Genomic DNA, 26,260 nt, shown 5'->3' on the forward strand with positions numbered 1-26,260 from the left:
TACGTCTGAGCGCATTCGCTCCGTCAGGCGTTCAACTGCACCTGTGCCAGTATCGCGCGATGATCGGATCCGGGAATGGTGAGCGAGCGGACATCGGCCGCCGTGCCATCGGCGACCAGAATATGGTCGATGCCGATCACCGGACCCCACCGGCGATCCGCCGGATAGGTGAGCAGCGGCCCGGCACCCGCCTGATCCGCCGCCGCGACAAACCGTCCGCGCAGCAGATCACGGAATGCCGAATGATCGCGGGTGGCATTGAAATCCGCGCCGACGATCGCGGGACCCTGTTGTGCGTCCAGTATTTCGCGAATCCGGTCCAGCTCCGAACTCCACGCCGGGAAGTCGACCGACGGCGGCACCGGATGAAATGCGAACACCGCGACCGGTCCGCGCTGTGGATGCTCCATGGTGGCGGACAGATTGTTCATCCAGAATCCGTCGTATTTCTTGGTGTCCCGCAACGGATATCGGCTGTAGATCCCGGTGCCGTTGCCGCCCCCACGGGCCTGTAGGAACTGATGTGGCAGCAACTCTTCGATTCCGGCCGCCGCGAGTCGCTGCGCAACCTCCGGTGTCAGCTCGTCGACGGTGAGCACCTCGACCCGGTTTTCCCGCACCGCCCGAACCACCGCTGGCGCATCCGCCTTCCCGAACAACAGATTCGACTGCATGACCGAAACCTCGGGCCCACTCGCCGCCCGCCCCTCCGGTACGAATATCGGCACCTGCATCCACAACACCGACGCGACGATGCACCCGGCAGCCGCCGCACTCTTCCATCCCCGCGCGACCAGGAACAACACCAGTCCCAACACCGCCCCGAGCATCAGATACGACGCACCCGACGCCAACAGCACCAAAGCCTGCCGCCGCCACGTCCCGAAATGCAGCACGATCCCCAGAACTCCCGCCGCCAAGGCGCACCACCCCAGCCCGAGCACCACCCGGTCCACCCATTTACGCATGCCCCGACCCTAACCGGCAGCGATGGAGACCAGGTGCGGCGATTGTGGAGATCCCGTGGGGATGCCGCGGCCTCCTACACTGGCCAGCAGAGAGTGAGGTGGTCGCGATGTATGTCGAGGAGTTCACGGCGACGGGTGCGCTCACCGCGGACGCGGCCGAAGATCTTGCCGACATCGCGGGCCGGTTCACCTCGCGGATCACGGTGAGCTGCAATGGGCACACGGTGCTGACACCGGTGCTGCCGTCGTGTTGGGACGAGCTGCGGGTGCGCGCGGGGAGCACGGTCTCGGTCACCGCCGAGCGGGGGTACCGCCCGCCCGGCGATGAGGACCGCATTGCGCTGCGGGAATTCGTGCGCCGCTTCCAGGTGCTGACCGCGCTCGGCCCGGCGCGGCTTCCGCTCAGTGGCGGTGCATCCGCTCGACGAGCGTCGCGGCGTCCGTGGTGAGCGAGCCACCGGCGAAAGCCAGTGTGGCCAAGGAACGTTCGGCCGCGGCCGGATGGCCCGCGCCACAGGCATCGGTCACCAGAATCGGGAGATAGCCCAGGTCCAGGCTGTGCCGGACGGTGGGTTCGATGCCGACCTCCAGAGCGATGCCCGCAATGGCGAAGGTGTCGATGCCCAAGTCGCGCAAGGCGATATCGAGCGGTGTCGCCGCGAAGGCGGACATGGTGATCTTATCGATGACCACCTCGTTCGGACCGGGTGTCAGCTCGGGGACGAGCTGATACTGGGGCGACCCCTGCGGGAAGCTGGAATTCACCTCGTTCGGATTGTCGACCCGCTGCCACTCCATGGCCGTGCGCAGTTGCGCGACACCGGCCGCTGCGGGCGGCAGCGACATATGCCGGGTGTAGAAGACGCGAAAACCGTTCTCCCGCGCTGCATCCCGCAGCTGCACACAGGTCTGGACGATCTTGTCGCCGTCCGGCAGCTGCCGGACGATGCCGACCTGCATGTCGTAGACGATCAGCGCCATCCTGGTCGGATCGCAGGCATCCGCGAGGGTCTGCGGAATGCTCAGACCGTAGGCGTATTGCATCAGGCCGACCCCACCTTCGTCCTGTCATAGGGCTCGGCGACGTCGACGGAGGGATCCATCAGCGCCTCCAGCGGCAACGGGGCCTGCACCGGAACGTAGGTCCATTCCAGGTGACCGGCCTTGGTCAGCGGGAAATCAGCGACATAGCGCTTGGCCTCCTCGACGCTGTCGACCTCGAATACGATCACCACGCCCGGCTCATCGGCGCGCGCATAGTTCTCGCGCACGATGCCCGCCTTCCACAGCCGCCACACATTGGCGACCTCTTCGGGAAGATAAGGGGTGATGGTCTCCATCGTCACGCCGGGCTTGAAGCTGTCGAAAACGATGACTTTCACGGGAATCGAACTCCATGTCTGCAGAATGTGATGCGGCCGCGCCGCAGTGCGAGTTCCATGTAAGCCCGATGATTACAGTGTTACAAGAACGCACTTTTTGGTGAGTACCGGGAGGCCAGCGATGCCGGAGAAGCGCTATTACTGCGCGGTCGAGGTGACCGTCGATCTCATCGACGGCAAATGGAAGCCGGTCATCCTGGCCCACCTCAAGGAGGGCGTGCGCCGCTACGGCGAATTGCGGCGCCTGATGCCGAGCACCAGCGAGAAAATGCTCGTCCAGCAACTGCGCGACCTGGAGTCCGACGGCCTGATCCGCCGCACCACCTTCGACACTGTGCCGCCCCAGGTCGAATACGACCTGACCGAGGAAGGCTGGAGCCTGGTCCCGGTCCTGACAGCCCTCTACGAATGGGGCCGAAAACGCGCCGACCGCGCCGGTATCGCCCTGCCCTGAGCGAACTCGCCGACGGTAGTCGAATGGCGGCCGCCATGCCCGCCGAGAACCACCTTTCGACTGTTGTCGGCGCGTGTCAGCCGCCGAAGACGCGCTCCACCACCGCTTTTGCACGGCGGGTGATGCGCATGTAGTTGTCCAGGAACTCGCTGCCGTCGTCGTTCGGCCAGCCCGCGACCCGGGCGACGGCCGATAGTAGACGGCCTGGGCCGGGTAGTTGATCGGCGGCCTTGCCGCGGACGAGCACCAGTGCGTTGCGCGCCCTGGTCGCCGTGATCCAGGCTTCGCGCAGCAGCGAAACATCTTCGATCGCAAGCAATTTGGTCTGCTCGATGACATCGAGGGATTGCAGCGTCGAGGTGTTGTGCAGTGCGCGCACATCGTCGGCGTAGCGCAGCTGCATCAGCTGCACGGTCCATTCGATATCGGCGAGACCACCGCGGCCGAGTTTGGTGTGGGTCGCCGGATTCGCACCGCGCGGCAGGCGTTCGGCATCCACCCTGGCCTTGATCCGGCGGATCTCGCGCACCGCCTCCGCCGATACACCGCCCTCGGGATAGCGAACCTTATCGATGGTGCGCAGGAACCGGACACCGAGATCCTGGTCCCCGGCGACCTGGTGCGCGCGCAGCAACGCCTGCACCTCCCAAGGCTGCGCCCACTGCTCGTAGTAGGCGGCATAGGCGGCCAGCGTGCGCACCAGCGCGCCGTTGCGGCCCTCCGGGCGCAGTCCGGCGTCGACCTGCAGTGGTGGATCGGTACTCGGCGCACCGAGCAACCGCTGCACCTTCTCGGCGATGCCGATCGCCCATTTCACGGCCTTGGTCTCGTCCGCGCCGGGGCGCGGATCGCAGACGAAGAGCACATCGGCGTCGGAGCCGTAGCCGAGTTCCATGCCGCCCAGCCGCCCCATGCCGATCACCGCGAAATCGGCCGGTGCCGGCGCCCCGAGTTCGACCTCGCCGGCCCGAATCACCGCGCGCAGTGCCGCTTCCAGCACCGCGACCCAGACCGAGGACAGTGCCCGGCACACCTGCGGCACATCCAGCATGCCGAGCAGATCGGCCGAGGCCACCCGCGCCAGTTCGTGCCGGCGCAGTGAGCGAGCCGCGGCCACAGCACGTTTCGGATCGTCGTAGCGCGCCGCCGCGGTAAGGATCCCGCGCGCAACGTCCTCCGGCTGCGGGCTGAGCAACAGCGGTCCGCCCGGCCCGTCGGCATACATCCGGATCGTGTCCGGCGCATTGATCAGCAGATCCGGCAGATATTCCGAGGAGCCGAGCACGATCATCAACCGCTGGGCGATCGCGCCCTCGTCGCGCAATTCGCGCAGGAACCAGATCTGATCGTCCAGCCCCTCCGAGACCCGCCGGTAGGCGAGCAGTCCGGCATCGGGATTCGGTGTGTCCCCGAGCCATTCGAGCAGCGTCGGCAATAGCAGCGCCTGAATCCGGCCCTTGCGCGATACCCCGCCGGTGAGCGCTTTCAGATGTCCGAGCGCGTTTTCCGGGGCCGCATAGCCGAGTGCCGCCAACTGGCGGATCGCCGCGTCCGGACTGAGCCGCAGCGCGTCGGGATCCATCTTGACCACCGATTCGAGCAGCGGCCGATAGAAGAGTTTGGCGTGTAATCGCCGCACCCGCACCGCATTTCGGCGGATCTCATTGCTCAGCACGCCGACCGCGTCCTGGCGTCCGTCCGGGCGGATATGGGCGGCGCGCGCCAGCCAGCGCATGCCCTCTTCGTCATCGGCGGCGGGCAAAGTGTGGGTGCGCTTGAGCCGCTGCAACTGCAGCCGGTGTTCGAGCAGGCGCAGGAATTCATAGGAGGCGGTGAGATTCGCGGCGTCGTCGCGGCCGACGTACCCGCCCGCGGCCAACGCCGTCAGCGCTTCCACGGTGCCCTGCACATGCAGCGTCTCGTCTACCCGGCCGTGCACCAATTGCAGTAGCTGGACGGCGAATTCGACATCGCGCAGGCTGCCGTGGCCGAGTTTGAGCTCCCGCTCGCGCAGATCGGCGGGCACCAGATCCTCCACCCGGCGTCGCATCGCCTGCACATCGGTGACGAAGTCGGGGCGCTCGGAGGCGGTCCACACCATCGGCATCAGCGCGTCGCGGTACTGCTCCCCCAGCGCCAGGTCACCGGTCATCGGCCGCGCCTTGAGCAGTGCCTGGAACTCCCAGGTCCTGGCCCAGCGCTTGTAGTAGGCGATATGCGAGTCCAGGGTGCGCACCAGCGCGCCCGCCTTGCCCTCGGGCCGCAGTGCCGCATCGACCTCGAAGAAGGCCGTGCTGCCCACGCTCATCATCTCGGCGGCCAACCGGGTGGCGGTGGCATCGGCCGGTTCGGCCACGAAGACGACATCGACATCGCTGACGTAGTTGAGTTCGCACGCACCGCTCTTACCCATGGCGACCACGGCCAGCCGCACCGGCACCGGCTCGTCCTTGCAGACCCTGGCCACCGCCACCGCCAGCGCGGCGGTCAATGCGGCGTCGGCGAGATCGGTGAGATGACGGCCGACCACCTGATACGGCAGCACCGGCTCGTTCTCCACGGTGGCCGCCAGATCGAGTGCGGCCAAGAGCATGAGCTGATCGCGATATCGATTGCGCAGCAGTGGAATTGCCTCGGGACCGGACAGCTCGGCCCGGTACAGCACGGCATCCGCGTGCGGACTCTCGGCCGGTACTGCTTGCACAGCCGCCAACAGGTCCGCGATCAACTCCTCGCGAGCGGGTAGCTTGTCCCGCAGCAGAATTCGCCATGCGGGAGGGTCGGCGACCAGATGATCGGCGAATGCGCTGGACGATCCGATGAGCGCGAAAAGCCTGCCGCGCAACGCAGTATCGATCCGCAGTGTCGAATCGAGCTCGGACCAGTCCTCGCCGAGCGCAGCCCGCAATCGTGTCAGCGTCAGCAGTGCGAGATCGGCATCGGGTGCGCGCGACAGCGCCCACAGCACCGGAATGGAGTCGATATTGTCCCAAGCCAACTCTCGTAACGAGGCGGCGGCGGTCGGCTCGAGCAAGCCGAGCCGACCGACACCAGGGACAGCTGAACGAGCAGACGGCGGCCGGACCATAAGTCCAACTTAGATGGCCGATCATCTCTTTCCACCCGGCCGGGGTGGAAAGAGTCGCAAACGTAGCCGACTGCGCCGGTTTAGCCGGCTAGAGGCCGAGGTACTCCTTCAGCTCGTACGGCGTCACCTGGCTGCGGTAGTCCGCCCATTCCCGGCGCTTATTGCGCAGGAAGAAGTCGAAAACGTGCTCACCGAGCGTCTCGGCGACCAACTCCGAGCGCTCCATCGCCTGCAGCGCCTCGTCGAGTGTGCCGGGCAGCTCACGGAAGCCCATGGCGCGCCGCTCGGCGACGGTCAGCGACCACACGTCGTCCTCGGCCTCCGGCGGCAGCGTGTAGCCCTTCTCGATGCCGCGCAGACCGGCCGCGAGCAGCACGGCGAAGGTCAGGTAGGGGTTGCAGGCCGAATCTGGGCTGCGGATCTCGACGCGGCGCGAGGAGGACTTGTTCGGGGTGTACATCGGCACCCGCACCAACGCGGAGCGGTTGGACCGCCCCCACGAGGCCGCCGTCGGCGCCTCGCCGCCGTGGATGAGTCGCTTGTAGGAGTTCACCCACTGGTTGGTGATCGCGCTGATCTCCGGGGCGTGCTCCAGGATGCCCGCGATGAACGCCCGCGCGGTCCCCGAGAGGTTGATCGGATCGTCCGGATCGTGGAAGGCGTTGGCCTCACCCTCGAACAGGCTCATATGGGTGTGCATGGCCGAGCCCGGGTACTGCGCGAAGGGCTTGGGCATGAAGGTCGCGCGCACGCCCTCGTCGATGGCCACTTCCTTGATCAGGTAGCGGAAGGTCATCACGTTGTCGGCCATGGACAGCGCATCGGCATAGCGCAGGTCGATCTCCTGCTGACCGGGTGCGCCCTCGTGGTGGCTGAACTCCACCGAGATGCCCATGGACTCCAGCGCGTCGATGGCGTGGCGCCGGAAGTTGGGCGCGGAGTCGTGCACGGCCTGGTCGAAGAACCCCCCGGTGTCGGCAGGAGTCGGCTGGCGGCCGTCCTGTGGGCCATTCTCCAGCAGGAAGAACTCGATCTCCGGGTGCACGTAGCAGCTGAACCCGACGTCACCGGCCTTGTTGAGCTGACGCCGCAGCACATGGCGCGGGTCGGCCCAGGACGGCGAACCGTCGGGCATGGTGATATCGCAGAACATGCGCGCGGAGTGCTGATGCCCCTTACTCGTCGACCACGGCAGCACCTGGAAGGTCGAGGGATCCGGCCGCGCCACCATATCGGCCTCCGACACCCGGGCGAAGCCCTCGATGGCCGAGCCGTCGAAGCCGATGCCCTCTTCGAAGGCGCCCTCTAGCTCCGCCGGAGCGATGGCAACGGACTTCAGATAGCCCAACACATCGGTGAACCAGAGACGCACGAAGCGGATATCCCGTTCTTCGAGCGTCCGCAGCACGAATTCCTTCTGGCGATCCATGTCGCCGAGCGTAAGCACCCGGCGTTAAATCCGTGTTACATACACGCTTAGGGATTGCAATCCCATCATTCGGAATGAAAACGCACCGGGTGCAAGATCGCCTTGTGAGCGGGGCGGTCAGCAGGTCAGACCGGCCTCCGGGACCTTCAGATCAGTGAGGTAGGAGATCACCGCGTCGTCGAGGCACTGATCACCGGCGACCAGTGCCGCGGTGTGTCGGGTGCCCTTGTAGGTGATCAGTGCGGCGCCCAGCTGGTCGGCCAGATCGACACCGGCCTGATACGGCGTCGCGGGATCCTCGGTGGTCGAGACCACCACCGTCTTCGGCAGACCCGGCGCCGAAACCTTGTGCGGTGTGCTGGTGTTCGGCACCGGCCAGACGGCGCACAGTTCCAGCGGTGCGGTCCCGGTGCCGCGGCCGTCGTCCAGGAACGGCGCCGCCTTGCGGTATTCGGCGTCCTGTCGGCCCACCACCGCACGATCGTTGATCGGCGGATCGTCGACGCAGCGGATGGCGTTGAATGCCTCCTGCGTGTTGTCGTAGCTGCCGTCGTCGCGGCGGCCGTCGTAGAGATCGGCGAGCTTCAGCAGCGTGTCGCCACGCCCGTCGCGCAATTCGGACAGACCGAGGGTGAGCACCCTCCAGAAATCATCGGAGTAGAGCGCCTGCTGCACGCCGGTGATGGCGTCGCTGTAGCTGAGTCCGCGCGGATCGGTGGTCGCGGCCGGTTTGGTCTCGAGCGGATTCACCAGCGCGCGGAACTTCGCGACCGCCTGGGCCGGATCGGTGCCGACCGGGCAGTCCGCCTGCTTCGCGCATTCCGCGGCATAGGCGTCGAACGCCTGCTGGAAGCCCGCCGCCTGCCGCAGCGATTCCTGCACCGGATCCTGGGAGGAGTCCACCGCACCGTCGAGCACCAGCGCGCGCACATTGTCCGGGAACTTCTCGGCGTAGGCCGAGCCGAGCTTGGTGCCGTAGGAGTAGCCGAGGTAGCTGAGTTTCGGATCGCCGAGGACGGCGCGGATCACATCCATGTCCTGCACCACCTCGCGGGTGCCGACGTGGGCCAGGAATTCGGTACCGGTGCGCTCGACGCAGTGACCGACGAACTGACGGTTCTCGTCCTCGGCCTTGGCGATGCCTTCCGGGTTGTTGTCGGTCGGCGGTTCGGCGCGTTCGGCGTCGTTCTGCTGCGGGGTCAGACAGGCGATGGTCGGGATCGAGGAGCCGACACCGCGCGGATCGAAGCCGACCCGGTCGAAGCGCTCGGCCAGCGGCGTCTTGCCCGCGATACCCGCCATCGACAGACCCGATACGCCCGGCCCGCCCGGATTGAGCAGCAGTGAGCCTATCCGCTTGCCACTGGCCGGAATTCGGGACAGCGCTATCTGCGCGGTCGCGCCGTCCGGCTTGGTGTAGTCGACGGGCACGGTGATGCGGGTGCATTCGGTATTGGGTGCGGGGCGGTCGTCCGGGGAGCCGAAATCGTCGCAGGAACCCCAGTTCGCGCTCTGGCTGTAGAACTTCTCGAGGCCCTGGGGCGGAGTGGGTAACGCATTGCCCGGCTCATCCGTGGATGCGCTGCACCCGGCCGCCACCACCGCCAACGCCACCGCGACCAGCACACCACGCGACCCATTCCGCACCACAGACATGTCGAAGATCCTGCCATTGCCGTGCGAGCCCGTGCGTACGGTCGCCCGGCGGCGCGGATACGGCTGTGACCAAATGCACCGTCATCGCACTTAAGTCGCGATCGCACGGGTGGCAGACTGGTTTCGTCACACAAACCCGGGGACCCGGACGGGCCTCGAGGCGACAACCACGAAAGGGACGATGATGTCCGTATCCGAATCGGAGACCCCTGCCTACGGCGCTGCCCCCGCTGCCAAGCCGGCCAAGCGCAAGACGCGGGTACCTCATCTGCAGCAGATGAAGGCCGATGGCGAGAAGTGGTCGATGTTGACCGCCTACGACTATTCCTCCGCCCGCATCTTCGAAGAAGCCGGAATTCCGGTGCTCCTGGTGGGCGACTCCGCCGCCAACGTCGTCTACGGCTACGACACCACCGTGCCGATCACCGTCGACGAGCTCATCCCGCTGGTGCGCGGCGTGGTCCGTGGCGCACCGCATGCGCTGGTGGTGGCCGATCTGCCGTTCGGCACCTACGAAACCTCGCCGCAGCAGGCACTGGCCACCGCCACCCGGTTCATGAAGGAGGGCGGTGCGCACGCGGTCAAGCTGGAGGGCGGTGAGCGGGTCGCCGAGCAGATCGCGCTGATCACCTCGGCCGGTATTCCGGTGATGGCGCATATCGGCTTCACCCCGCAGAGCGTCAATACCCTCGGTGGTTTCCGGGTGCAAGGTCGCGGCGACGGCGCCGAGCAGCTCATCGCCGATGCCATCGCGGTCCAGGAGGCCGGTGCGTTCTCCGTGGTGATGGAGATGGTGCCCGCCGAACTGGCCGGCCAGGTGACCCGCAAGCTGACCATCCCGACCGTCGGCATCGGCGCGGGCGCGGAATGCGATGCGCAGGTGCTGGTCTGGCAGGATATGGCGGGCTTCACCAGCGGCAAGACCGCCAAGTTCGTCAAGCGGTTCGGCCGGATCGGCGATGAATTGCGTTCCGCCGCAGCCGCTTACGCCGACGAGGTGCGCCGAGGGACCTTCCCCGGCCCCGAACACAGCTTCTGAGTTCAGGATGACCGGCCGAGCAGTGCACGCACCAGCGGCACTGCTCGGCCGACCCGTGCAACCGATGCTCGACTGGGCCACGGGAGTTCTCACCGATCGCGGCGTGAAAATCGTCGGGCCGCCGGAGGAAACGCGGCGGCGGGCGTGGTCGTTGATTGTGCGCATCCCGACCGATGCGGGTCCGATGTGGTTGAAGGCCAATGCTCGCGCCGGTGCGCACGAGGGTCCGCTGCTGCAGACATTGGCGCGGTTGCGGCCCGGCAGTGTCCTCGAACCGCTTGCGGTGCAACCGGATCACGGCTGGTTGCTCAGTCCTGACGGTGGTGCCACCGCGCGGGATTCCGCAGCCGCGTGGACCGAATTGGTCGGCCGTTACGCCGACCTCCAGCTGGCGATGGGCGATCACATCGATGAGCTGCGCGCCACCGGCACGCCGTATCTGCCGCCTGCCCAACTGATCACGGTGTATCGGCATTTCGAGCCACGCCTTCCCGGCCTCGGCGCGGCGATCACCGAGGACGCCGCGGCGCTTGCCGAATTCGGCAGGCAGAGCATCGAACACAATGATCTCCATCCAGGCAACGTGTTCACCGATTCGGACATGCTGTTCGACTGGGGCGATGCGGTGATCACCCATCCGTTGCTGTCCTGGCGCGTACTGCGCGGTCCGTACCGCTCGGGATACCTGGACCGTTGGCAGCAGTCGTGCGCCATCTCCGACACCGAAATCGCCCTCGTCGACCGGCTGGCACCACTGGTCGCCCTGCATCCGTGGCGCACCATCGACGCGTCACCACCGCGGTTTGCGCGCTTCCTGCAGGGCTTGCTCGACGATCTGCGCGCGGGCTTCGGCCCGGTTTGATCGGCGGCGCCCAGCAAACTCGCGCGGGCCAGGCGCGGCAAACAATGGCAGACTCGAAGCCGACAATGCCGACACGAGCAGAGGTACCGATGCCGCAACCCCGTTGGATTTCACGCAGCACGCTAGTGGTGGCGGGCCTATTCGCCGCCGCGGCACTCACCGCCTGCGGGAGCGACTCGAGCCCGGCGCCCACCGGTAGCTCGAGCTCGACCACCGGATCGGCGACAGCCACCAGCGCGGGCAAGACCACCAGCGCACCGACGACCCTGGAGATCTCCGATGCGTCGGCCACCCAGCTGTGCGACATGATCCGCCCGGAGCTGTCGAACTGGCGGGTACAGGGTCCGACGCTGGGCCGGATCGGGCTCAATGCGCTGGTGCACGAATGGGCACTGCGCAATGGCGGCATCAACGGCCATGTGCTCGCCGATAAGGCGATGATCGACCGGATCACCACCAAGAGCTGCGCCGATGTACACCAGCAGGCGATCGAGGCGCTGGAACTGCCGGATCTGGCTTCGGGAATCGCCTTCTGATGCGAACCCTCTACCCCGCGATCGAGCCGTACGAAACCGGCATGCTCGACGTCGGCGCGGGCCAATCCGTGTACTGGGAGGTCAGCGGCAATCCGGACGGCAAGCCCGTAGTTTTCCTGCACGGCGGACCCGGTGGCGGCACCGAACCGTTCCACCGGCAGTTCTTCGATCCGGCCGCCTACAAGATCGTGCTGCTGGATCAGCGCGGCTGCGGACGATCCACCCCGCATATCGCGGACGGTGCGAGTCTGGAGACCAATACCACCGCACATCTGATCGCCGATGTCGAAGCGCTGCGTATTCGTCTCGGCATCGACCGCTGGCAGGTATTCGGCGGCTCCTGGGGTTCCACACTCGCACTCGCCTATGCGCAACAGCATCCGGAGCGGGTCACCGAACTGGTGCTGCGCGGGGTATTCCTGTTGCGGCGCAAGGAAATCGACTGGTACTACAACGGCGCCGCGGGCAACATCTACCCCGACGAGTGGGAGAAGTTCCTGGCCCCGGTTCCGGAGGACGAGCGCGACAGCGATCTGGTGCAGGTGTATCACCGGCTGCTGCACTCCCCCGACGAACAGGTCGCCGAAGCGGCCGCCATCGCCTGGTCCACCTGGGAGGGCGCGACGAGTTCGCTACTGCCGCACCCGGATCGGGTGCAGGAGAGCGCCCAGCCGCGGTTCGCGCTGGCCTTCGCCAGGATCGAGAACCACTACTTCGTCAATGGCGGATTCCTCGACGAGGGACAACTGCTGCGCGATATCGACAAGATCGCGCACATCCCGGCCGTCATCGTGCAGGGGCGCCACGACGTCGTCTGCCCGGCGACCAGCGCATGGGAACTGCATCGCGCCTGGCCCGGTTCGGTGCTGCACATCGTGGACGACGCCGGTCACGCCGCCGCCGAACCCGGAATCACCCACCATCTCGTCGAGGCGACCGACGGATTCGCGAAAGTGAGCTGACCATGGTCACGGCCGGAACCGCCATCGTCGCGGCGCTGCGCGACGACGTCGACCGGCTGCTGGCCGCCGAACCGGAAGTCCGCGCCGACGCCTGGGATTCGGTACACCAGATGCGGGTCGCGACGCGCAGACTGCGCAGCGTGCTGCGCTCGTACCGCACGCTCTTCGAGGCCACGCCGATCGCCGAGATGCAGGACGAACTGAAGTGGCTGGCCGAGCTGCTAGGTGTTGCCCGCGATGCGGAGGTGCGAGCGGAACGGTTCGCGGCACTGCTGGCCGCACACGCGCCACAGGATGAATTCGCCCGGCTCGCAACGGAATCGGCGGTTCCAAGAGCGGCGGGCACCGGCTATGTGCCCGGCACCACCGAGTATGTGCGCACCGATCTGGTCGACGCGGAGCGAGCCCGGTACCGGAGCGCGCATGCCGAGATCCTCGACGCCCTCGATCACCATCGCTATCACGCACTGCGCCACCGTCTTTCGGCCTGGCGCACCGACCCGCCCCTCGATGCCGACAAGTCGAGGCAGCCCGCCGCCGAGGTCTTCGAACGCATCCTGCGCAAGGACCGCAAGCGCTTACAGCGACTGGTCTACGCCGAACCCGCCGTCTCCCCCGCCGAACGCGTCGAACTGCTACACGATATCCGCAAGGGCGCCAAGCGCCTGCGCTACTCGTGCGAGGGCGCGATCGATGTACTCAGCAGTGCCGCAAAGGATCTCGGCACTGAGGCCAAACGCCTGCAAACCGTACTCGGCGACCACCGCGACGCCGTCGAATCCCGCGAAGCCATCCTCGCCCGCGCCGCCGAAACCCACGCCACCGGCGTCAACGCCACCATCTACGAATTGCTCGCCGACGCCGAAGAAATCGCGGCAGGCGAAGCGCTGGCCAAATACCCTGCCGCAGCCGCGTTCGTATCGGGGTGACCGGCTCTCGTCATTACACACTGTGGGGTGGCACCGTTTGCGGTTCCACCCACACCGCACTTCGAAACGGGCCTAGGGCCGCAGCACCGACACCAGGAACTCGGTCTGGTCGTATACCGTCTGCTCGAAGACATCGTCGAAGTAGACATCGAAATGCCCTACCGGGTAACGCTTTACGATCGCGTGTTTGGTGCGTTCGGCCGCGCGCAGGGTCGGCTTCGGCGGTGCGATGGTGTCGTTGTCGGCGACCGCGTAGAAGACCGGCATCTTCAACGCCTTGGCCCGGCGGCCAGGGGAATCGAACAGTGTCGAGAATGCCACGCGGGCAGCGACTTTCGGCTCGTAGGTCTCGCTCTCATCGGCGAGCCTGCCGTACCCCTCCGGCGCATCGGGTGCGCTCATCAGCGCAGCTGAGCGCTTGCGACCCGCCAACCGGACGCGAACCGGCTTGCGCCGGATCGGACCGACGAGCAGATCGGTTGCCGCGATGGTGGCCACCTTGGTCAGGCTGGTCGGGCCCTTTGCCAGTGCCGAGGCCCAGCCACTGGTGAACGGTACCTGGGCGACCACGGCCGCGATGTAGTCGTCGTCGGGCGCGACCGACAGCACATGGCCGCCGCCGAAAGAGGTGCCCCACAGCGCGATTCGAGTCGCGTCGAAGCCGCGCAGCGTGCGTGCGTAGGCGATGGCCGAGCGCCAGTCCTCGCGCTGCCGGGCGATATGCAGTAGCTGACGCGGCGCACCCTGACTGGCCCCGAAATGCCGGTAGTCGAATACCAGCACACCCATCCCGGCGGCGGCGAAACGCCGTGCGTACCTATCCAGACCCATCTCCCGGTTGGCGCCGAGTCCGTGCCCCATCACAACAAGTGGGCGGGGCTTGGGGATGCCGGCGGGGGGATACAGCCAGGCAGCGCAGTGCTCGCTACCCGAGGGAAAACTGACCTCGACACGTTCCATGGCACCTCACCGTACTGTTTCGGTCCGAACTCTTGCGCTCCGACCGGTCGCCAGGTCAGGCCAGTGAACAACGTACCCCTAGATCAAAGTAGGCTAAACGCTGCGGACGAGTTGGCCGGGCGGCCGCGGTGATGGGAACGGGCACGCGAGTGCCGCCGCCCGTCGCCGAGGAAAGTCCGGACTCCACAGAGCAGGGCGGTTGCTAACGGCAACCCGGGGTGACCCGCGGGAAAGTGCCACAGAAAACAGACCGCCCCACGATCCCTCGGGATCGTGCGGTGAGGGTGAAACGGTGCGGTAAGAGCGCACCAGCGCCCCGGGTGACCGGGGCGGCTAGGTAAACCCCGCCCGGAGCAAGGTCGAAGGTCGCACCGTTCGCGGTGCGGCTGCGCAGGTGTTCGAGGGTTGCTCGCCCGAGCCTGCGGGTGGACCGCTCGAGGCACCCGGCAACGGTGTGTCCAGATGGATGGCCGTCACCCGGTGTGAACCGGGGACAGGATCCGGCTTACAGGTCAACTCGTCCGCCCCTGCAATCCGGTGCTCGCCGGTGCCATGATGGAGGTGACCGCTGAGCCGGAATTCGGTGCGGTCAGGCACTTCGCACGGGGTGTAGCCATGGATATTCTTGCCGTTATCGGGGCGATTTTCGGGGTGGGGGCGATCGCGGGCGGGGTGCTCACCGCAATGAGCGCGCGCGTGGTCAGCCAATACGAGAGGGGGCTGGTATTCCGGTTCGGCCGGGTGGTCGGAACCCGAGATCCCGGACTCCGCATGCTGATTCCGTTCGTCGATCGGATGCGCAAGGTCTCGACACAGATCGTCACCATGCCGGTACCCGCACAGGACGGCATCACCCGCGACAACGTGACGGTGCGCGTCGACGCGGTGGTCTATTTCCGGGTGATCGATCCGGTGTGCGCGGTGATTGAAGTGCAGAACTATCTGTTCGCCGTCGGGCAAGTGGCGCAGACGTCCTTGCGTTCGATCATCGGAAAGAGCGATCTGGATAGCCTGTTGTCCAATCGCGAGGAGCTGAACAGGGGCCTCGAGATCATGATCGACAGCCCGGCGCTCGCCTGGGGTATCCATATCGATCGGGTGGAGATCAAGGATGTCTCGATTCCGGATTCGCTGAAGCGCTCGATGTCGCGGCAGGCCGAGGCGGAGCGGGAACGGCGGGCGCGAGTGATTTCCGCCGAGGGCGAATTGCAGGCGTCGAAGATGTTGGCGCAGGCGGGCGCGCAGATGTCGGAATCGCCGGCGGCACTGCAACTACGATTGCTGGAAACCGTGGTCCAGGTTGCGGCGGAAAAGAACTCGACATTGGTGCTGCCATTCCCGGTGGAATTGCTGCGGTTCCTGGAACGCGGTACGCCGCCCGCGGCGACTACCGCCGAGTCCACCTCGACCCCATCCGAATCCAGACCGGAGATCAACCCGCCCGACCCGACACAGACGCTCGGTCAGGGCAACACGCCAGCGGTCGAACAAGATGGAACGCGCCCGTAACACAACGGGCGTATACCGATACGGGTACGGCAACTATCGCGTGCCGTACCACCGCATCGGTAGCACAACGTAAGGAAACCGGGCCGATGTCCATACTGATTCCCGTGATCGCGATCATTCTCATGATCACCGTGGGGTATGTGTTGAAATACCTGCCCAATTACTTTCCGTGGCTGAAGGATTGAACGTTTTCGCTCAGCAGAGCATCTTCGCCATCTGATAGATCGCCTGGGCCTCTTCCTTGGAGGCCTCGGTGGCGCCCTTCGTGCGCTTGATGACGTTCTGGACGACTTCGTCCTCGCCCTTGCCGTCCTTGATGTCCTTGCAGGTGTCGACCAGGATGTCGCGGATTTTGGTGTCGTCTTTGCCCTCGGCGAGCTTGGGGAAGGCGCTGCGGTAGCTGACGACGAACGTCCCCGCCTTGACGTTGTCAATTGTCTCGCCGCCCGCGGACTTGGCCGCCGAAGTCGTCGCGGAAGCGGGAGCGGCGGAAGAGCCGTTGTCATCATTGCAACCGGCAAGGAGCAGGGCGAAGACGGTGGAGCTGGCCGCGATAGCGGCGGTAGTTCTGGTCACGCAGCGGGATGCTAGCGGCACTTGGGAAACGTCGCCTCCCGTGTGGTTAACGGAAGGCGACGAAAACCGCATCGTTGACGGTGAGGTCAGAGCGGGTTGACCATGAACACCTGAGCCCAATACGCCGCCTGCTCGGGACCGAGCAGAGGCATCAGGTAATCGAAAAGAATCGTTGACATCAGTGGATAACTCCCAATTGTCGACGTACGGGTCACTTGCGAATGTGCGGGAAAAGCTCGATCCCGCCACGCCGGGGAACCCTAGCAGTCGGGGTGTGACCTCGCCGGGCTCGGCGTGTCCGGCATGGCGATTCGGTTGGAACTGGCCTAGAACGTGAGCGACGTCATAGAGTAGGCGCCGTTGGTAAGACCCGTTGCCGGTCCGCCACGAAACTCACATTCTTCGATCACGGAAGCAGGTCACAACTCTATGCGGATTGTTCGTTCACTGGTCGCCGGTGCGCTGATCGCCGGGGCCGCATCGGTTTTCGCCATGCTGGGCACCGGATCCGCCTCGGCGGTCGCGGTCACCCCGCTGGCGGGTGGGGTCCAGGTCGACCTCAACCCGGCCGACACCGCCTGGGTGCACCAGAACCACATCGGGCAGGCCATCGCCGGTCTGCCGCATCCGTCGGCGGCGTCGTTCGGCCAGGCGCTGGACGCCGCGGCAGACGTTTCCACCAGCGTCCCGGGTGGACGGGTGACCTTTACCGTGTACGGTCCGCTCAATGAATTGAACGGCACCATGTTGGCTCTGCAGTAGAGACCGACCGCGACAGCGTGGAACTCCACCAGCGGATCGTGTCGGCGCCGGTCGATTTCGGCGCCATTCGATCCGAATTCGGATTGTCCTCGGCGTATCCCGCCGAGGCCACCGCGGCGGCCCGCGACGCGATCGACGCGTTCGCGGGCACTCGCGCCGACCGCACAGATATTCCATTCGTCACGATCGACCCGCCCGGCGCCATGGATCTGGACCAGGCGGTGCATATCGAACGCACCTCTTCCGGTTTCACCGTCCACTACGCGATCGCCGATGTCGGTGCGGTAGTAGACCCCGCAGGCCCGCTGGCCCAGGAAGCGGGCGCGCGCGGCCAGACCTTCTATCTCCCCGACGGCACCGTGCCGCTGCACCCGCCGATCCTGTCGGAGAATTCCGCAAGCCTGCTGCCCGGCCAGACCAGGCCGGCCGCCCTCTGGACCATCGAATGCGATGAGAACGCGGAACCGCAACAATTCTCGGTGATCCGGGCCACCGTGCGCTCGCGCGCCCGACTCGACTACGCGAGCGTCCAAGCCGACGCCGACGCGAACCGCCTGCATCCCTCGATCGCGGCCCTGCCGGAATTCGGCACGCGGCGCATCGAGGCCGGGCTGGTACGCGGCGCGATCGGGCTGCGTCTGCCCGCCCAGAGCATCATCCGTGACGACAAGGCCGTCGGCCACTGGCGTCTGGTGGTGGAACCGCGCACCGCCGCCGATGACTGGAACGAACAGATTTCCTTGCTGACCGGGATGTGTGCGGCGCGAATCATGTTGAACGGCAATAGATCCGATGGTGCTCCCAGTGTTGGTGAGCGCATCGCATTGCTGCGGACGATGCCGCCGCCCATTGATTCGGCGATCGATTCGATGCGCAGGACCGCTGCGGCGTTGGGGGTTGCCTGGCCTGCGGAACAGTCCGTCGGTCGAATGTTGGCCGGGCTCGATCCGAATGCGCCTGCGACGTTGGTGTTGATGTCAGAGGCGACCGGGTTGCTGCGTGGGGCGGGGTATACGGTGCTCGATGGGGTGGCCGGTGCCGGAGTGAATGGTTCTGGGGTTGGTGCTCAGTCGGCGGATGGTGCGCGGGCGGCGGGCGGCGGCGCCGAGTTGGAGGGCGATTCGCGGTCGGGAGGTTACGCCGAGTCGCCGGGCGGTGCGGGCTCACTGGGCGGCGCAGGCTCGCGAGACGGATCGGATTCCGTCGGCGGCGCGGGCGCGCCAGGCAGTACCGGCGCGGGCGGCGGGCGGACCGGCGCCAAATCGGCGAGCGTCGCTCGGACTGTGAACAATCTGCAGCACAGCGCAATCGGCGCGCCCTACGCGCACGTCACCGCACCGCTGCGCCGCCTCGCCGACCGTTTCGCCACTGAGATCTGCCTGGCCCGCTGCGCCGGAACCGAAGTGCCGCAATGGGTCCGCGATGGCCTGATCCCCACCGCCGAGTCGATGAAACGCAGCGACAGCATCGCGGGCAAAGTGGAACGCGCCTGCATCGACCTCACCGAAGCCACCCTGCTCGCCGAGCGCAGCGGCGCGATTTTCGAAGCCGTAGTAGTACGCGAAGCCAACGGCACCCGCCCCGCCGAGGTCTTCATCGCCGACCCACCAGTAGTCGGCCCCTGCATCGGCGCACCCCCGGAAGGCGAGCAAGTCCAGGTCCGCTTGGTCGCCGCCGACCCCACCACCCGCAAGATCAGCTTCGGTTATCCCATCTGACGCCGTCGCGTCGGCTTCATGCGCCATCCACGTCCACGAAACGGATTGCCGCCCAACGGGCGTGGGTGTCCAGTATCGACGCCCCCAACCGGCAGTAAGCCCCGGCGAAAACCGGGGCCTACTTCGATCATGGCCGAATGGCCGGGGTGGCTGATCCCCTCCTGGGTCACTCGTCCGGGGTGTACTCGGCGTACTGCCCCGACTTAGGGAAGGTGACTACCGCCAACTCTGTTGCAGCTTTGACCAGTGCGTCTATGGCCCGGTGGTCTGGACCGAGGTACGGGTTCACTTCCTCTGCAATCTTCTGCAACCGATCACGAAGCGCCACCGAAAGCTCTCGAGGCAGCGTTCCGGGAAATTCCGGCGGGTTATCGGGATCTATCGGGTACTCGATCGGTTCGGGTGTAGACACAACTCTGGCTCCTTCAGAATCGGGGGTGACACTGCGAGGTCGGTACCTCCACGGTCCCGGATGCGTTGGTGTAGGTGAACTGGTGCCCCTGAATCTTCCCCCGTATGCCGACGCTGACGCGCCATCTCCCGGCGTAGCACGCAGCCGACACCGTGTAGGAGTGTCCACCGGCCCGGTACGGCGGTGGAATGGTCGAATCGGGACGGGCGGAGGCAGAAACCCACCTACCACCCTCTTGATAGTCCAGCGACAACGTAACTATGTGTTCGTCCGGCGGGACATCACAGGCGGCAATGCCATCCCCCGTGATCTGGGGCGGTAGCACTGTCGGCACGCTGCGCGTGAACTCGAAATCGCAACTGAGGGCAGCGCGGGCCGTGGCCGTGCCGACCGTAACCGCTGGACTCATGCCGATCAGCACGGCCGCAGCGATAAGCCCTGATCGCGCAATATTGGTCTTCAAAGGGAACCCCCCGATTTTGATGGATTCAAATTATTCAGTCCGGACTTAACTCGCTCTAGAAGATCGGGCACCGGAGGTTCCCACTCGTCAAAGCTGGAGAGTAGAAACAGCCCCAATCTCGCACCCGGATCACGTTCCGGAAGATCGTCGTCAGTCACCTAGATACCGCCTTGCTGACGCGTATCTTCGCGTTCGATCCGTTCCCGGACCGCTTGTACGGACTTCTCTTTCGGTATCCGCTGAGGCCAGAACACCACCGCGAAAAACGCGACCAGCGGAACAGCGAACGCAATGCTGAGCCCTATCACGCGGACTGCCCGTCTGTGTCTGCATTGCCGGTAGCCGGGGGTTCAGGCCCCCACCACTCCAGATATATCCCGGGGGACTCGTCTTCGTCGCGGTAGCCCCAGACTTCAAGCACGCCACCCGGAAAAATGTAAAGCCTTGTGCCCCTGCGCGATTGCTCTCGGTATGCGTTCATCGCAACCCCTGTAGTCGGCTGTTGGTAGGCACCCCGTGACCGGTTGGCGTCACATGTCACGGGGGCGAGCTCAGACGCTACGAACCCGAAGCCAACCGCGTCCATGCCCATGCTCGAACATGCTCATATCCGCTTATTCGCTCACCCGAACCGCTGCAACTGAGGCATCATCGAAGAGGTTCGAAGCATGAACGCGCATGATCCGATTGGAGACCCAACCATGCGGTTACAGTTCCTTGGCAAAGGCGGCACCGAGGGCGGAGGATGCCCCTCGTTGTACGCCACCGACAGAGGCACCTACATCTGCCAGGGGTGGAAGACGAGCACGCCGGAACGAATCGAGATCCCGCATCTACTACTGGGATTCGCTGAGCCGGACACGTTCATCGGTGCCGCCATGACCGACACCGGCCGGGGCACGTTCACACTGTCCGGCGCACCCGTTGTGGACGCCGAAGCGCTGGCACAGATGGACATCTATCCCGACGAGACCTGTGTGGAAGTGCTCAAACTAGAAAGGAAGTTCTACGGCAATGCTGCTAGCGCAGGGTGAGGCATTCGACGCCCTGTTCCGAGAGGCCAAGCGCGAAGCGTTCCACCTCGAAGTCAGGGACGACTACTACCCGCCGGATTACCCTCCACTCGTTCGGTTTCTGAACAACGAACCCGAGGACTACCAGTGGTTTCAGCCTTGGCTAGACCAGGTAAGGGAAACGACGAATCGGGGCGTAGCAGTCAACCGGGCACGAGTAGTCACCGTGCCGCACAACGATTACACCCGGTACGCGAAACACGTTGCTCATCTCAATGTCGAGGCGGGCGAAGATGTGCGGTACCTGCCGCGCCACTTGATCAAACCTGACGAATTGACTGTAGACGATTGGTGGATATTTGATGATTCGGTTATAGCATTCACCGTATTCGAACCCGGCGAGAACGGTAAGTGGCTTGGTGGTGCTGTAACCACTGATCCCCGAATAGTCGCGTACATCCGCACAGTCAAAGAACGGGTGTGGTCTATGGCTACCCCGTTGTCTGAGTACAGTGAGCCGTGACAAGTTCACTCGATCAGGCTAAGGAAGCTCTCGGGGTGCGACTCCGAGAGCTTCGCCTTGATGCGGGTATCAGCGGCACCGAGCTTGCCCGGCGTGCCGGATGGCATCAAACCAAGGTGTCGAAAATCGAGTACGGCAAGACCAAGCCCACAGACGCCGATATACACGCCTGGTGCGCCCATACAGGCGCTGAAAACCATATCCCCGACCTGATGGCCACTTTGCGGAATATCGAAGCCGCGTGGCTCGAATGGCGGCGCGTACTCGGTACTGGCACCAAAAGGAGACAACAAGCCTCTATCAAGTTGGAAGCGGAAACCGAGGTCATGCGGGTTTATCACCCGTTCCTGATACCGGGATTGCTCCAGACAGCGGAATACGCCGAGGGTGTTCTACGACGCGTTATCGAGTTCCAGCAGGTACCCAACGATATTGACGAAGGCGTGTCCAAGCGGATGGAACGCCAACAAATCTTGTACCGGCGAAACCACAAGTTCCACTTCGTCATTGCGGAACAAGCCCTACTGACCACGGTGGGAACCGATCAAACCATGATCGGCCAACTTGACCGGCTGCTGGCCGTCGCGGGAATGCCGAGGGTAGCTCTCGGAATTGTTCCGGCAGGGTCGCCGTACCGGGTATCCATGACGAACTTCACCATCTTCGACAACGCGCGGGTCATGGTCGAAACCGTCACGGCTGAGTTGACGGTCACTCAGCCGAGAGAAATAGCCCAGTACGGCAGGGCCTTCGATGTGCTTGCTGGCCAGTCGGTGACCGGTGACGCTGCACGGAAGTTGATCGGGGCAGCGCTCGATAAACGACGCGGGCGGCCTGCGGAATGACGAACCGGGGCCTATCGGCTTGATTCCCCGCACACGATCGCTCACGCGGGTTCGGTGGTCCCCAGTCAGCTGACGTATGCCCTCGGTGGCCGACTTCCCGAACCGTCGATGCTGCTCGCGCCGTCGTAGGTCACCCCACGTAGCACTGGTGGCCCAGAAGGGAAAGCCAACGGGTGCGGCCTCACGACTGATGCCGCGATAGCCGCGTAGTGGCGGTTGGCTACGCCATTCCGCGAGTGTGTGAATGAATCCACGGTGAACACCGCTCAGTGACAAGTTCGGTGCAGGAGGCGCACGAACCACGCAGACGATGCCCCAGCGCAATCCTGCCAGGGTATGCACGGGACCGGCGGTATGCTGGGACGACACGGCCGGTTGTCAGATTGACCGGCCACGTCGATGGCCTGATGCGCCGCGAAGCATCATCGTGATGGAATTCATTGTCTGCCAAGACTTCCGCTCCCTCGGGAAGGGTATTCCCGCGCGCCCGTGACGGCCGCGAGGGTGCGCACCCGCCCCGAAATCCGCCGTCAGCGCCGTCCGCGTTCGCATGGCTGTTGGAATCATCTACTCGCCGCACCGCTTTGGCCCAAGCACGGTGTCAATCTCGGCACGCTGCTTCGCACCTGTGATGCGGTCGGTGCGTGCATGGCGGTACCGCGAAGGCCCTGGGTGCCCGATGCGCTCGACCACGGCAATACGCTGCGCCACCGCCAGTGCGTGCACTGGATCGATGGGCGGGTCGATCGGTGGCTGCGGCGTCAGCGGGACGGAGGTTCAGCCATCGTTGGCGTAGAACTCACCGACGAATCCATTCGACTCGCCGATCTGCCCGTCGCCCGCAAACGCACCGTCATCGTGCTCGGCCACGAGTCCACCGGCATCCCCCCAGAAGGGCTCGAACTACTGGATCTGGCCGTCGAGATCCCGATGGTCGGCACCGGACACAGCCTCAATGTGGCCGTCGCCGGATCGCTGGTGCTCTACAAACTCGCGGGGCTGTGCTGAGTTCACTAGCCTGAGACCACCTCCACGGGAGGCTTGGATGGGAACGATGTGGCGGATGGGCTTGGCCTGCGCGGTCGTCATGGTGGCGACCGGGTGCGGTACTCCCGTGCCGTCCGACGCACTGCCGCTGCGTCAGGTCGGGCAGCTCGCTTTGCCCGGTGCGGCAGTCCGATTCGACTACATGAGCCTCGATCCCGGATCCGGCCTGCTGTGGGTGGCGCATATGGGTGCGGGCGCGGTTGTCGAGGTCGATATTCGCGCCCATCGGGTGGTGCGGACAATCTCGGATCTGCCGGATGTGCACGGTGTGCTGGCGGTCCCGCAGCGGCAGCGGACCTACGCGACCGCGACAGGACGCAACCAGCTCGCGGCCATCGATTCGGAGACCGGAGCGATCCTGTGGACCACACCGACCGGCGACTATCCGGACGGACTCGCATTCGATTCGCGACGCGGCACGGTGTGGACCACGGATCAACGCGCCGGGACCGAGACGGTCGTCGACGCGGATACCGGAACCATCCGTGGCACAGTGCCATTGGGCGGGGAGGTCGGCAATGTAGTCTACGTCGCCGATGCCGATCGCATGGTCGTCGCGGTGCAGGGCACGGGCGATCTCGCGGTCATCGATCCGGAGACGCTGGCGGTGACCGATCGGATTCCGGTGCCCGGCTGCGCCGGACCGCACGGCCAGGCCTTGGATGCGGCCGATCGGCTGATGTTCGTGGGGTGTGAGGACAATGCCCGTCTCGTCAGGGTCGATCTCACCCGTCGCAGCGTCGTCGGCGAGAACAGCGTCGGCCAGACACCCGATGTGCTGGTTTACGACGGCTCGGCGCAGCGGCTGTATGTGGCCGCCGAGAGCGGTTGGGTGAATCTGTTCGAGCAGCGTACGGGGCATACGAACGCGCTGGGGTCGAGCCATCTCGCCGACGGCGCGCACACGGTTGCCGTCGATCCGGACACCCATCACAGCTTCTTCCCGCTTCCGCAGGGACCGGTGCTGCTGGAGTTCGAGCCATCGAGGTAGGTCGCGGTAGATTGCGGGGGAATTCGGAAGTGGGGAGCGTGCGATGACCGATCCATTGGCACTCGAGATTCGGCGGCAGCAGTTGTTTCATCGGCTGCGGGAACTTCGTGGGGAGCTGGCCGGGCTCGATGCCGATTACAGTTCGTTGCAGGCCTCGGGAATATTGGTCGATACCGACGGGATCGGGGCGCTCACCACCCCGGCCTACTGCATTGCCGGGGCGCGAGAAGTCTTCGAGGAGACCATGATCGAACTCGATGCCGCCGTCGATGCGCTCGATCGCGCCGGGGTGTACACCACCCGGCTGCGCCCGGTCGTCCTCGAGTAGTAAACCTGTCGGTGTCTGCGGCTACAGTCACCTGCCATGAACCTCGCGACCGCGACCGTCGCCGACATCGTCGACGCGATCACGCCGCTCGATGCGCTCGAACGGCAGCATGTCGAGGACACCAAGGCCTGGCTGGCCTCGACCGACGATGTGTTCCGTCGCGTCGAACCCGACACTCCCCCACGGCATCTGGTCTCGTATGTGGTGCTCGTCGACCCGCGAGCCCGCAGTGTGCTGCTGGGCCGACATCTCCTCGCCGGACTGTGGCTGCCGACCGGCGGCCACATATCGCCGGGAGAACATCCGCGGGCCGCCGCCGGACGCGAGGCCGCCGAGGAATTGGGCATCGATCCAGAATTCACCGTCATCGGGACCGAACCGCTGTTCCTCACCGTCACGACGACGGTCGGCACCCACAGCGGACACCAGGATGTCAGCCTCTGGTACGTCATCCGCGGCGACCGTACCCGCGAATACAGCTTGGACCCGGGCGAATTCGCGGAAGCACACTGGTGGGATATCGACACCTTCGACCGCACCGACGCCGATCCTCATTTCACGCGCTTCCTCACGAAACTCGAACCGCGACTCCCCGAAAGGATTCCGAACCCTTGAACGACTACCGATCGGCCTCTTCCGGCCCTACGTACTCGATTCCGGTGACAATGTCGGGCAGGATTCTGGTCACTCGATCACCAGAACCGACCGTGCGAGCGGGCAAGAACTGTTGGTAGTGCACGATTTCGTGCTGGTCGCGCACGGTGTCGGCGATTCCGGTCACGATTACGCACCAGCCGAGCGAGGTCCGGTGGTCGATCGCGTCCACCTCGTAGGCCACGACCTGACGATCGAGCGAACCGGTCGTCGCGGCGTCGGCGTAGATGACCAGATGGTCCTCGACCAACGCATGGCTGACCGGGCGAATCGCGGGTAAGGCATAGCGCGAGAACGCGACACGCCCGAATCCGATCGTGCCCAGCAGGTGCAGTGCGGTATCGACCGACAGTTCGCGTGACTCCCGCACACCGTGTGCTGCCATACCCCATTGTCCACCAGTTCGCGATGCGAAGCAGCCCGTATCGATCACCTCACTTCGGACAGCCGGTGATCATGTTGCCTACCAAGCAATTACACGGTACGAAGGATAAACAGGTATCGGTTTTCCGAAGGAGCCGTTCGTCCCCGCCCAAATCGGGCGCAGTAGAATGGCCACGTCTCCGGGGTCCCGAAACGTGGCCACCAAATACGAATCAACGACTCAGGAGGATTTCGATGCCCGACGATGTGCGGTCGAGCTCCCGGACCGGCGCCCGCGTGGGCAGCAGCCGAGGCACGTGGCGAAGGCCGCGAAGATCATTCGGCCCCACCAAGGAACTATCCGGAACCGCCACCGCGTTCACCGATACCAGCGATCGACTGGTGCGCCGCCTCTTCGATACCGGGCTGCGGCTGCACAAACTCCGTATGGTTTTCGATCGGCCGGATCCGAGCGCCGCCGAATTGCGCACGGCCAGCGATGCGATCGCCGCGATGCTCGACGATCTGGATGGGCTGATCCGCGAAACCGGACTTGCCATGCTGGATCTCGCCCACGAACGGGATACCGAGACGATCGAATCGCTGCGTAACCAAGCCATACACGACGGGCGACCGACGAATCGTCGCGGACGACTACGCTGAGCCGACGACTCGGCGCCTATCGTTCACGATCGGCACGGCATCCAACAGAGTGCATATTTCGGCAATACACGATACCGACCGGCCAGTCCGAAAGGATGCGCGTTTGCCTGATGCAGCGGTGTCGGTAC

Annotated in this window: 28 protein-coding genes and 1 other RNA gene; 19 read left to right on the forward strand and 10 right to left on the reverse strand. The window is 65.2% G+C overall.

What is annotated here, in order from left to right; all coding sequences use genetic code 11:
* Nucleotides 1-23 precede the first annotated feature (23 nt).
* Entirely contained in the window at nt 24-968 is a 945-nt protein-coding gene (locus tag ACIBW7_RS27725; RefSeq protein WP_397051194.1) for an endonuclease/exonuclease/phosphatase family protein, read from the reverse strand.
* Between the two features lie 107 nt (nt 969-1,075).
* On the opposite strand from ACIBW7_RS27725, the gene ACIBW7_RS27730 reads away from it, so the two are divergent.
* A complete protein-coding gene (locus tag ACIBW7_RS27730; RefSeq protein ID WP_397051196.1) occupies nt 1,076-1,417 on the forward strand; it encodes a hypothetical protein in 342 nt (113 codons plus the stop codon).
* Here the strand turns inward: ACIBW7_RS27730 and ACIBW7_RS27735 are convergent.
* Both ACIBW7_RS27735 and ACIBW7_RS27740 read right to left on the reverse strand, forming a co-directional pair.
* On the reverse strand, nt 1,371-2,012 hold the full coding sequence (locus ACIBW7_RS27735) for a cysteine hydrolase family protein (protein ID WP_397051198.1): 642 nt from the start codon (nt 2,010-2,012) through the stop codon (nt 1,371-1,373). The genes ACIBW7_RS27730 and ACIBW7_RS27735 overlap by 47 nt on opposite strands.
* Nucleotides 2,012-2,350, reverse strand: a complete 339-nt coding sequence (locus ACIBW7_RS27740; protein WP_327096773.1) for a hypothetical protein — start codon at nt 2,348-2,350, stop codon at nt 2,012-2,014. Before ACIBW7_RS27740 ends, ACIBW7_RS27735 begins: the two co-directional genes overlap by 1 nt.
* 121 nt (nt 2,351-2,471) lie before the next feature.
* Here ACIBW7_RS27740 and ACIBW7_RS27745 point away from each other — a divergent pair, with 121 nt between their 5' ends.
* Nucleotides 2,472-2,804 carry a winged helix-turn-helix transcriptional regulator gene (locus ACIBW7_RS27745; protein ID WP_397051200.1) on the forward strand — a complete coding sequence of 111 codons (333 nt, stop codon included), beginning with the start codon at nt 2,472-2,474 and terminating at the stop codon, nt 2,802-2,804.
* Between the two features lie 76 nt (nt 2,805-2,880).
* Here the strand turns inward: ACIBW7_RS27745 and ACIBW7_RS27750 are convergent, their stop codons facing one another.
* The 3 genes from ACIBW7_RS27750 to ACIBW7_RS27760 form a co-directional block, all read right to left on the reverse strand.
* The gene (locus ACIBW7_RS27750; protein ID WP_397051202.1) at nt 2,881-5,892 is read right to left on the reverse strand and encodes a bifunctional [glutamine synthetase] adenylyltransferase/[glutamine synthetase]-adenylyl-L-tyrosine phosphorylase; all 3,012 of its coding nucleotides are present in this window, start codon (nt 5,890-5,892) and stop codon (nt 2,881-2,883) included.
* Nucleotides 5,893-5,980: 88 nt separating this feature from the next.
* Nucleotides 5,981-7,321 carry a glutamine synthetase family protein gene (locus ACIBW7_RS27755; RefSeq protein WP_397051205.1) on the reverse strand — a complete coding sequence of 447 codons (1,341 nt, stop codon included), beginning with the start codon at nt 7,319-7,321 and terminating at the stop codon, nt 5,981-5,983.
* 117 nt (nt 7,322-7,438) lie between these two features.
* Entirely contained in the window at nt 7,439-8,977 is a 1,539-nt protein-coding gene (locus ACIBW7_RS27760; RefSeq protein WP_397051207.1) for an alpha/beta hydrolase, read from the reverse strand.
* Between the two features lie 184 nt (nt 8,978-9,161).
* On the opposite strand from ACIBW7_RS27760, the gene panB reads away from it, so the two are divergent.
* From panB to ACIBW7_RS27785, 5 genes are all read left to right on the forward strand, one after another.
* A complete protein-coding gene (panB, locus tag ACIBW7_RS27765; protein WP_397051209.1) occupies nt 9,162-10,016 on the forward strand; it encodes a 3-methyl-2-oxobutanoate hydroxymethyltransferase in 855 nt (284 codons plus the stop codon).
* A 7-nt stretch (nt 10,017-10,023) separates the two neighbouring features.
* On the forward strand, nt 10,024-10,878 hold the full coding sequence (locus ACIBW7_RS27770) for a phosphotransferase (protein ID WP_397051211.1): 855 nt from the start codon (nt 10,024-10,026) through the stop codon (nt 10,876-10,878).
* Between the two features lie 89 nt (nt 10,879-10,967).
* The gene (locus ACIBW7_RS27775; RefSeq protein WP_397051213.1) at nt 10,968-11,414 is read left to right on the forward strand and encodes a hypothetical protein; all 447 of its coding nucleotides are present in this window, start codon (nt 10,968-10,970) and stop codon (nt 11,412-11,414) included.
* On the forward strand, nt 11,414-12,376 hold the full coding sequence (pip, locus tag ACIBW7_RS27780) for a prolyl aminopeptidase (protein WP_397051215.1): 963 nt from the start codon (nt 11,414-11,416) through the stop codon (nt 12,374-12,376). Before ACIBW7_RS27775 ends, pip begins: the two co-directional genes overlap by 1 nt.
* 2 nt (nt 12,377-12,378) lie before the next feature.
* The gene (locus tag ACIBW7_RS27785) at nt 12,379-13,305 is read left to right on the forward strand and encodes a CHAD domain-containing protein (RefSeq protein ID WP_397051217.1); all 927 of its coding nucleotides are present in this window, start codon (nt 12,379-12,381) and stop codon (nt 13,303-13,305) included.
* A gap of 72 nt (nt 13,306-13,377) precedes the next feature.
* Here ACIBW7_RS27785 and ACIBW7_RS27790 read toward each other — a convergent pair whose 3' ends face one another.
* Nucleotides 13,378-14,265 carry an alpha/beta fold hydrolase gene (locus ACIBW7_RS27790; RefSeq protein WP_357480181.1) on the reverse strand — a complete coding sequence of 296 codons (888 nt, stop codon included), beginning with the start codon at nt 14,263-14,265 and terminating at the stop codon, nt 13,378-13,380.
* Nucleotides 14,266-14,372: 107 nt separating this feature from the next.
* Here ACIBW7_RS27790 and rnpB point away from each other — a divergent pair.
* Both rnpB and ACIBW7_RS27800 read left to right on the forward strand, forming a co-directional pair.
* An RNA gene (rnpB, locus tag ACIBW7_RS27795) (RNase P RNA component class A) lies at nt 14,373-14,789 on the forward strand.
* A gap of 91 nt (nt 14,790-14,880) precedes the next feature.
* Complete coding sequence (locus tag ACIBW7_RS27800; RefSeq protein ID WP_397051219.1) at nt 14,881-15,774, forward strand: slipin family protein; 894 nt, start codon at nt 14,881-14,883, stop codon at nt 15,772-15,774.
* Nucleotides 15,775-15,969: 195 nt separating this feature from the next.
* Here the strand turns inward: ACIBW7_RS27800 and ACIBW7_RS27805 are convergent, their stop codons facing one another.
* Nucleotides 15,970-16,350 (reverse strand): hypothetical protein, encoded by a 381-nt coding sequence (locus ACIBW7_RS27805; RefSeq protein WP_397051221.1) that lies wholly within the window; start codon nt 16,348-16,350, stop codon nt 15,970-15,972.
* Nucleotides 16,351-16,779: 429 nt separating this feature from the next.
* Between ACIBW7_RS27805 and ACIBW7_RS27810 the strand changes: the two genes are divergently transcribed.
* Both ACIBW7_RS27810 and ACIBW7_RS27815 read left to right on the forward strand, forming a co-directional pair.
* Complete coding sequence (locus ACIBW7_RS27810) at nt 16,780-17,112, forward strand: hypothetical protein (protein ID WP_040688408.1); 333 nt, start codon at nt 16,780-16,782, stop codon at nt 17,110-17,112.
* A gap of 17 nt (nt 17,113-17,129) precedes the next feature.
* Nucleotides 17,130-18,830: an RNB domain-containing ribonuclease gene (locus ACIBW7_RS27815; protein WP_397051224.1), complete on the forward strand. Its 1,701-nt coding sequence runs from the start codon at nt 17,130-17,132 to the stop codon at nt 18,828-18,830.
* Nucleotides 18,831-18,996: 166 nt separating this feature from the next.
* On the opposite strand, the gene ACIBW7_RS27820 is transcribed toward ACIBW7_RS27815, so the two are convergent.
* Nucleotides 18,997-19,242, reverse strand: coding sequence for a hypothetical protein (locus tag ACIBW7_RS27820; protein ID WP_397051226.1), 246 nt, complete (start codon nt 19,240-19,242; stop codon nt 18,997-18,999).
* A 1,131-nt stretch (nt 19,243-20,373) separates the two neighbouring features.
* Here ACIBW7_RS27820 and ACIBW7_RS27825 point away from each other — a divergent pair.
* From ACIBW7_RS27825 to ACIBW7_RS27855, 7 genes are all read left to right on the forward strand, one after another.
* Entirely contained in the window at nt 20,374-20,739 is a 366-nt protein-coding gene (locus ACIBW7_RS27825) for a hypothetical protein (RefSeq protein WP_397051228.1), read from the forward strand.
* Complete coding sequence (locus ACIBW7_RS27830) at nt 20,720-21,241, forward strand: DUF6879 family protein (protein WP_397051230.1); 522 nt, start codon at nt 20,720-20,722, stop codon at nt 21,239-21,241. The genes ACIBW7_RS27825 and ACIBW7_RS27830 overlap by 20 nt, the downstream gene beginning before the upstream one ends.
* Complete coding sequence (locus ACIBW7_RS27835) at nt 21,238-22,086, forward strand: helix-turn-helix domain-containing protein (RefSeq protein ID WP_397051232.1); 849 nt, start codon at nt 21,238-21,240, stop codon at nt 22,084-22,086. The genes ACIBW7_RS27830 and ACIBW7_RS27835 overlap by 4 nt, the downstream gene beginning before the upstream one ends.
* Before the next feature lie 504 nt (nt 22,087-22,590).
* Nucleotides 22,591-23,094 carry a TrmH family RNA methyltransferase gene (locus ACIBW7_RS27840; protein ID WP_397051657.1) on the forward strand — a complete coding sequence of 168 codons (504 nt, stop codon included), beginning with the start codon at nt 22,591-22,593 and terminating at the stop codon, nt 23,092-23,094.
* Between the two features lie 37 nt (nt 23,095-23,131).
* Nucleotides 23,132-24,124 (forward strand): YncE family protein, encoded by a 993-nt coding sequence (locus ACIBW7_RS27845; protein ID WP_397051234.1) that lies wholly within the window; start codon nt 23,132-23,134, stop codon nt 24,122-24,124.
* Nucleotides 24,125-24,167: 43 nt separating this feature from the next.
* Nucleotides 24,168-24,452 (forward strand): hypothetical protein, encoded by a 285-nt coding sequence (locus ACIBW7_RS27850; protein ID WP_397051235.1) that lies wholly within the window; start codon nt 24,168-24,170, stop codon nt 24,450-24,452.
* A 36-nt stretch (nt 24,453-24,488) separates the two neighbouring features.
* A complete protein-coding gene (locus ACIBW7_RS27855) occupies nt 24,489-25,067 on the forward strand; it encodes an NUDIX domain-containing protein (protein ID WP_397051237.1) in 579 nt (192 codons plus the stop codon).
* A gap of 4 nt (nt 25,068-25,071) precedes the next feature.
* On the opposite strand, the gene ACIBW7_RS27860 is transcribed toward ACIBW7_RS27855, so the two are convergent.
* Nucleotides 25,072-25,491 (reverse strand): pyridoxamine 5'-phosphate oxidase family protein, encoded by a 420-nt coding sequence (locus tag ACIBW7_RS27860; RefSeq protein ID WP_397051239.1) that lies wholly within the window; start codon nt 25,489-25,491, stop codon nt 25,072-25,074.
* Between the two features lie 233 nt (nt 25,492-25,724).
* Between ACIBW7_RS27860 and ACIBW7_RS27865 the strand changes: the two genes are divergently transcribed.
* Nucleotides 25,725-26,132 carry a hypothetical protein gene (locus ACIBW7_RS27865; protein WP_397051241.1) on the forward strand — a complete coding sequence of 136 codons (408 nt, stop codon included), beginning with the start codon at nt 25,725-25,727 and terminating at the stop codon, nt 26,130-26,132.
* The last annotated feature ends 128 nt before the right edge of the window (nt 26,133-26,260 follow it).

The organism is Nocardia sp. NPDC049526 (assembly GCF_044465765.1).
Taxonomy (GTDB): domain Bacteria; phylum Actinomycetota; class Actinomycetes; order Mycobacteriales; family Mycobacteriaceae; genus Nocardia.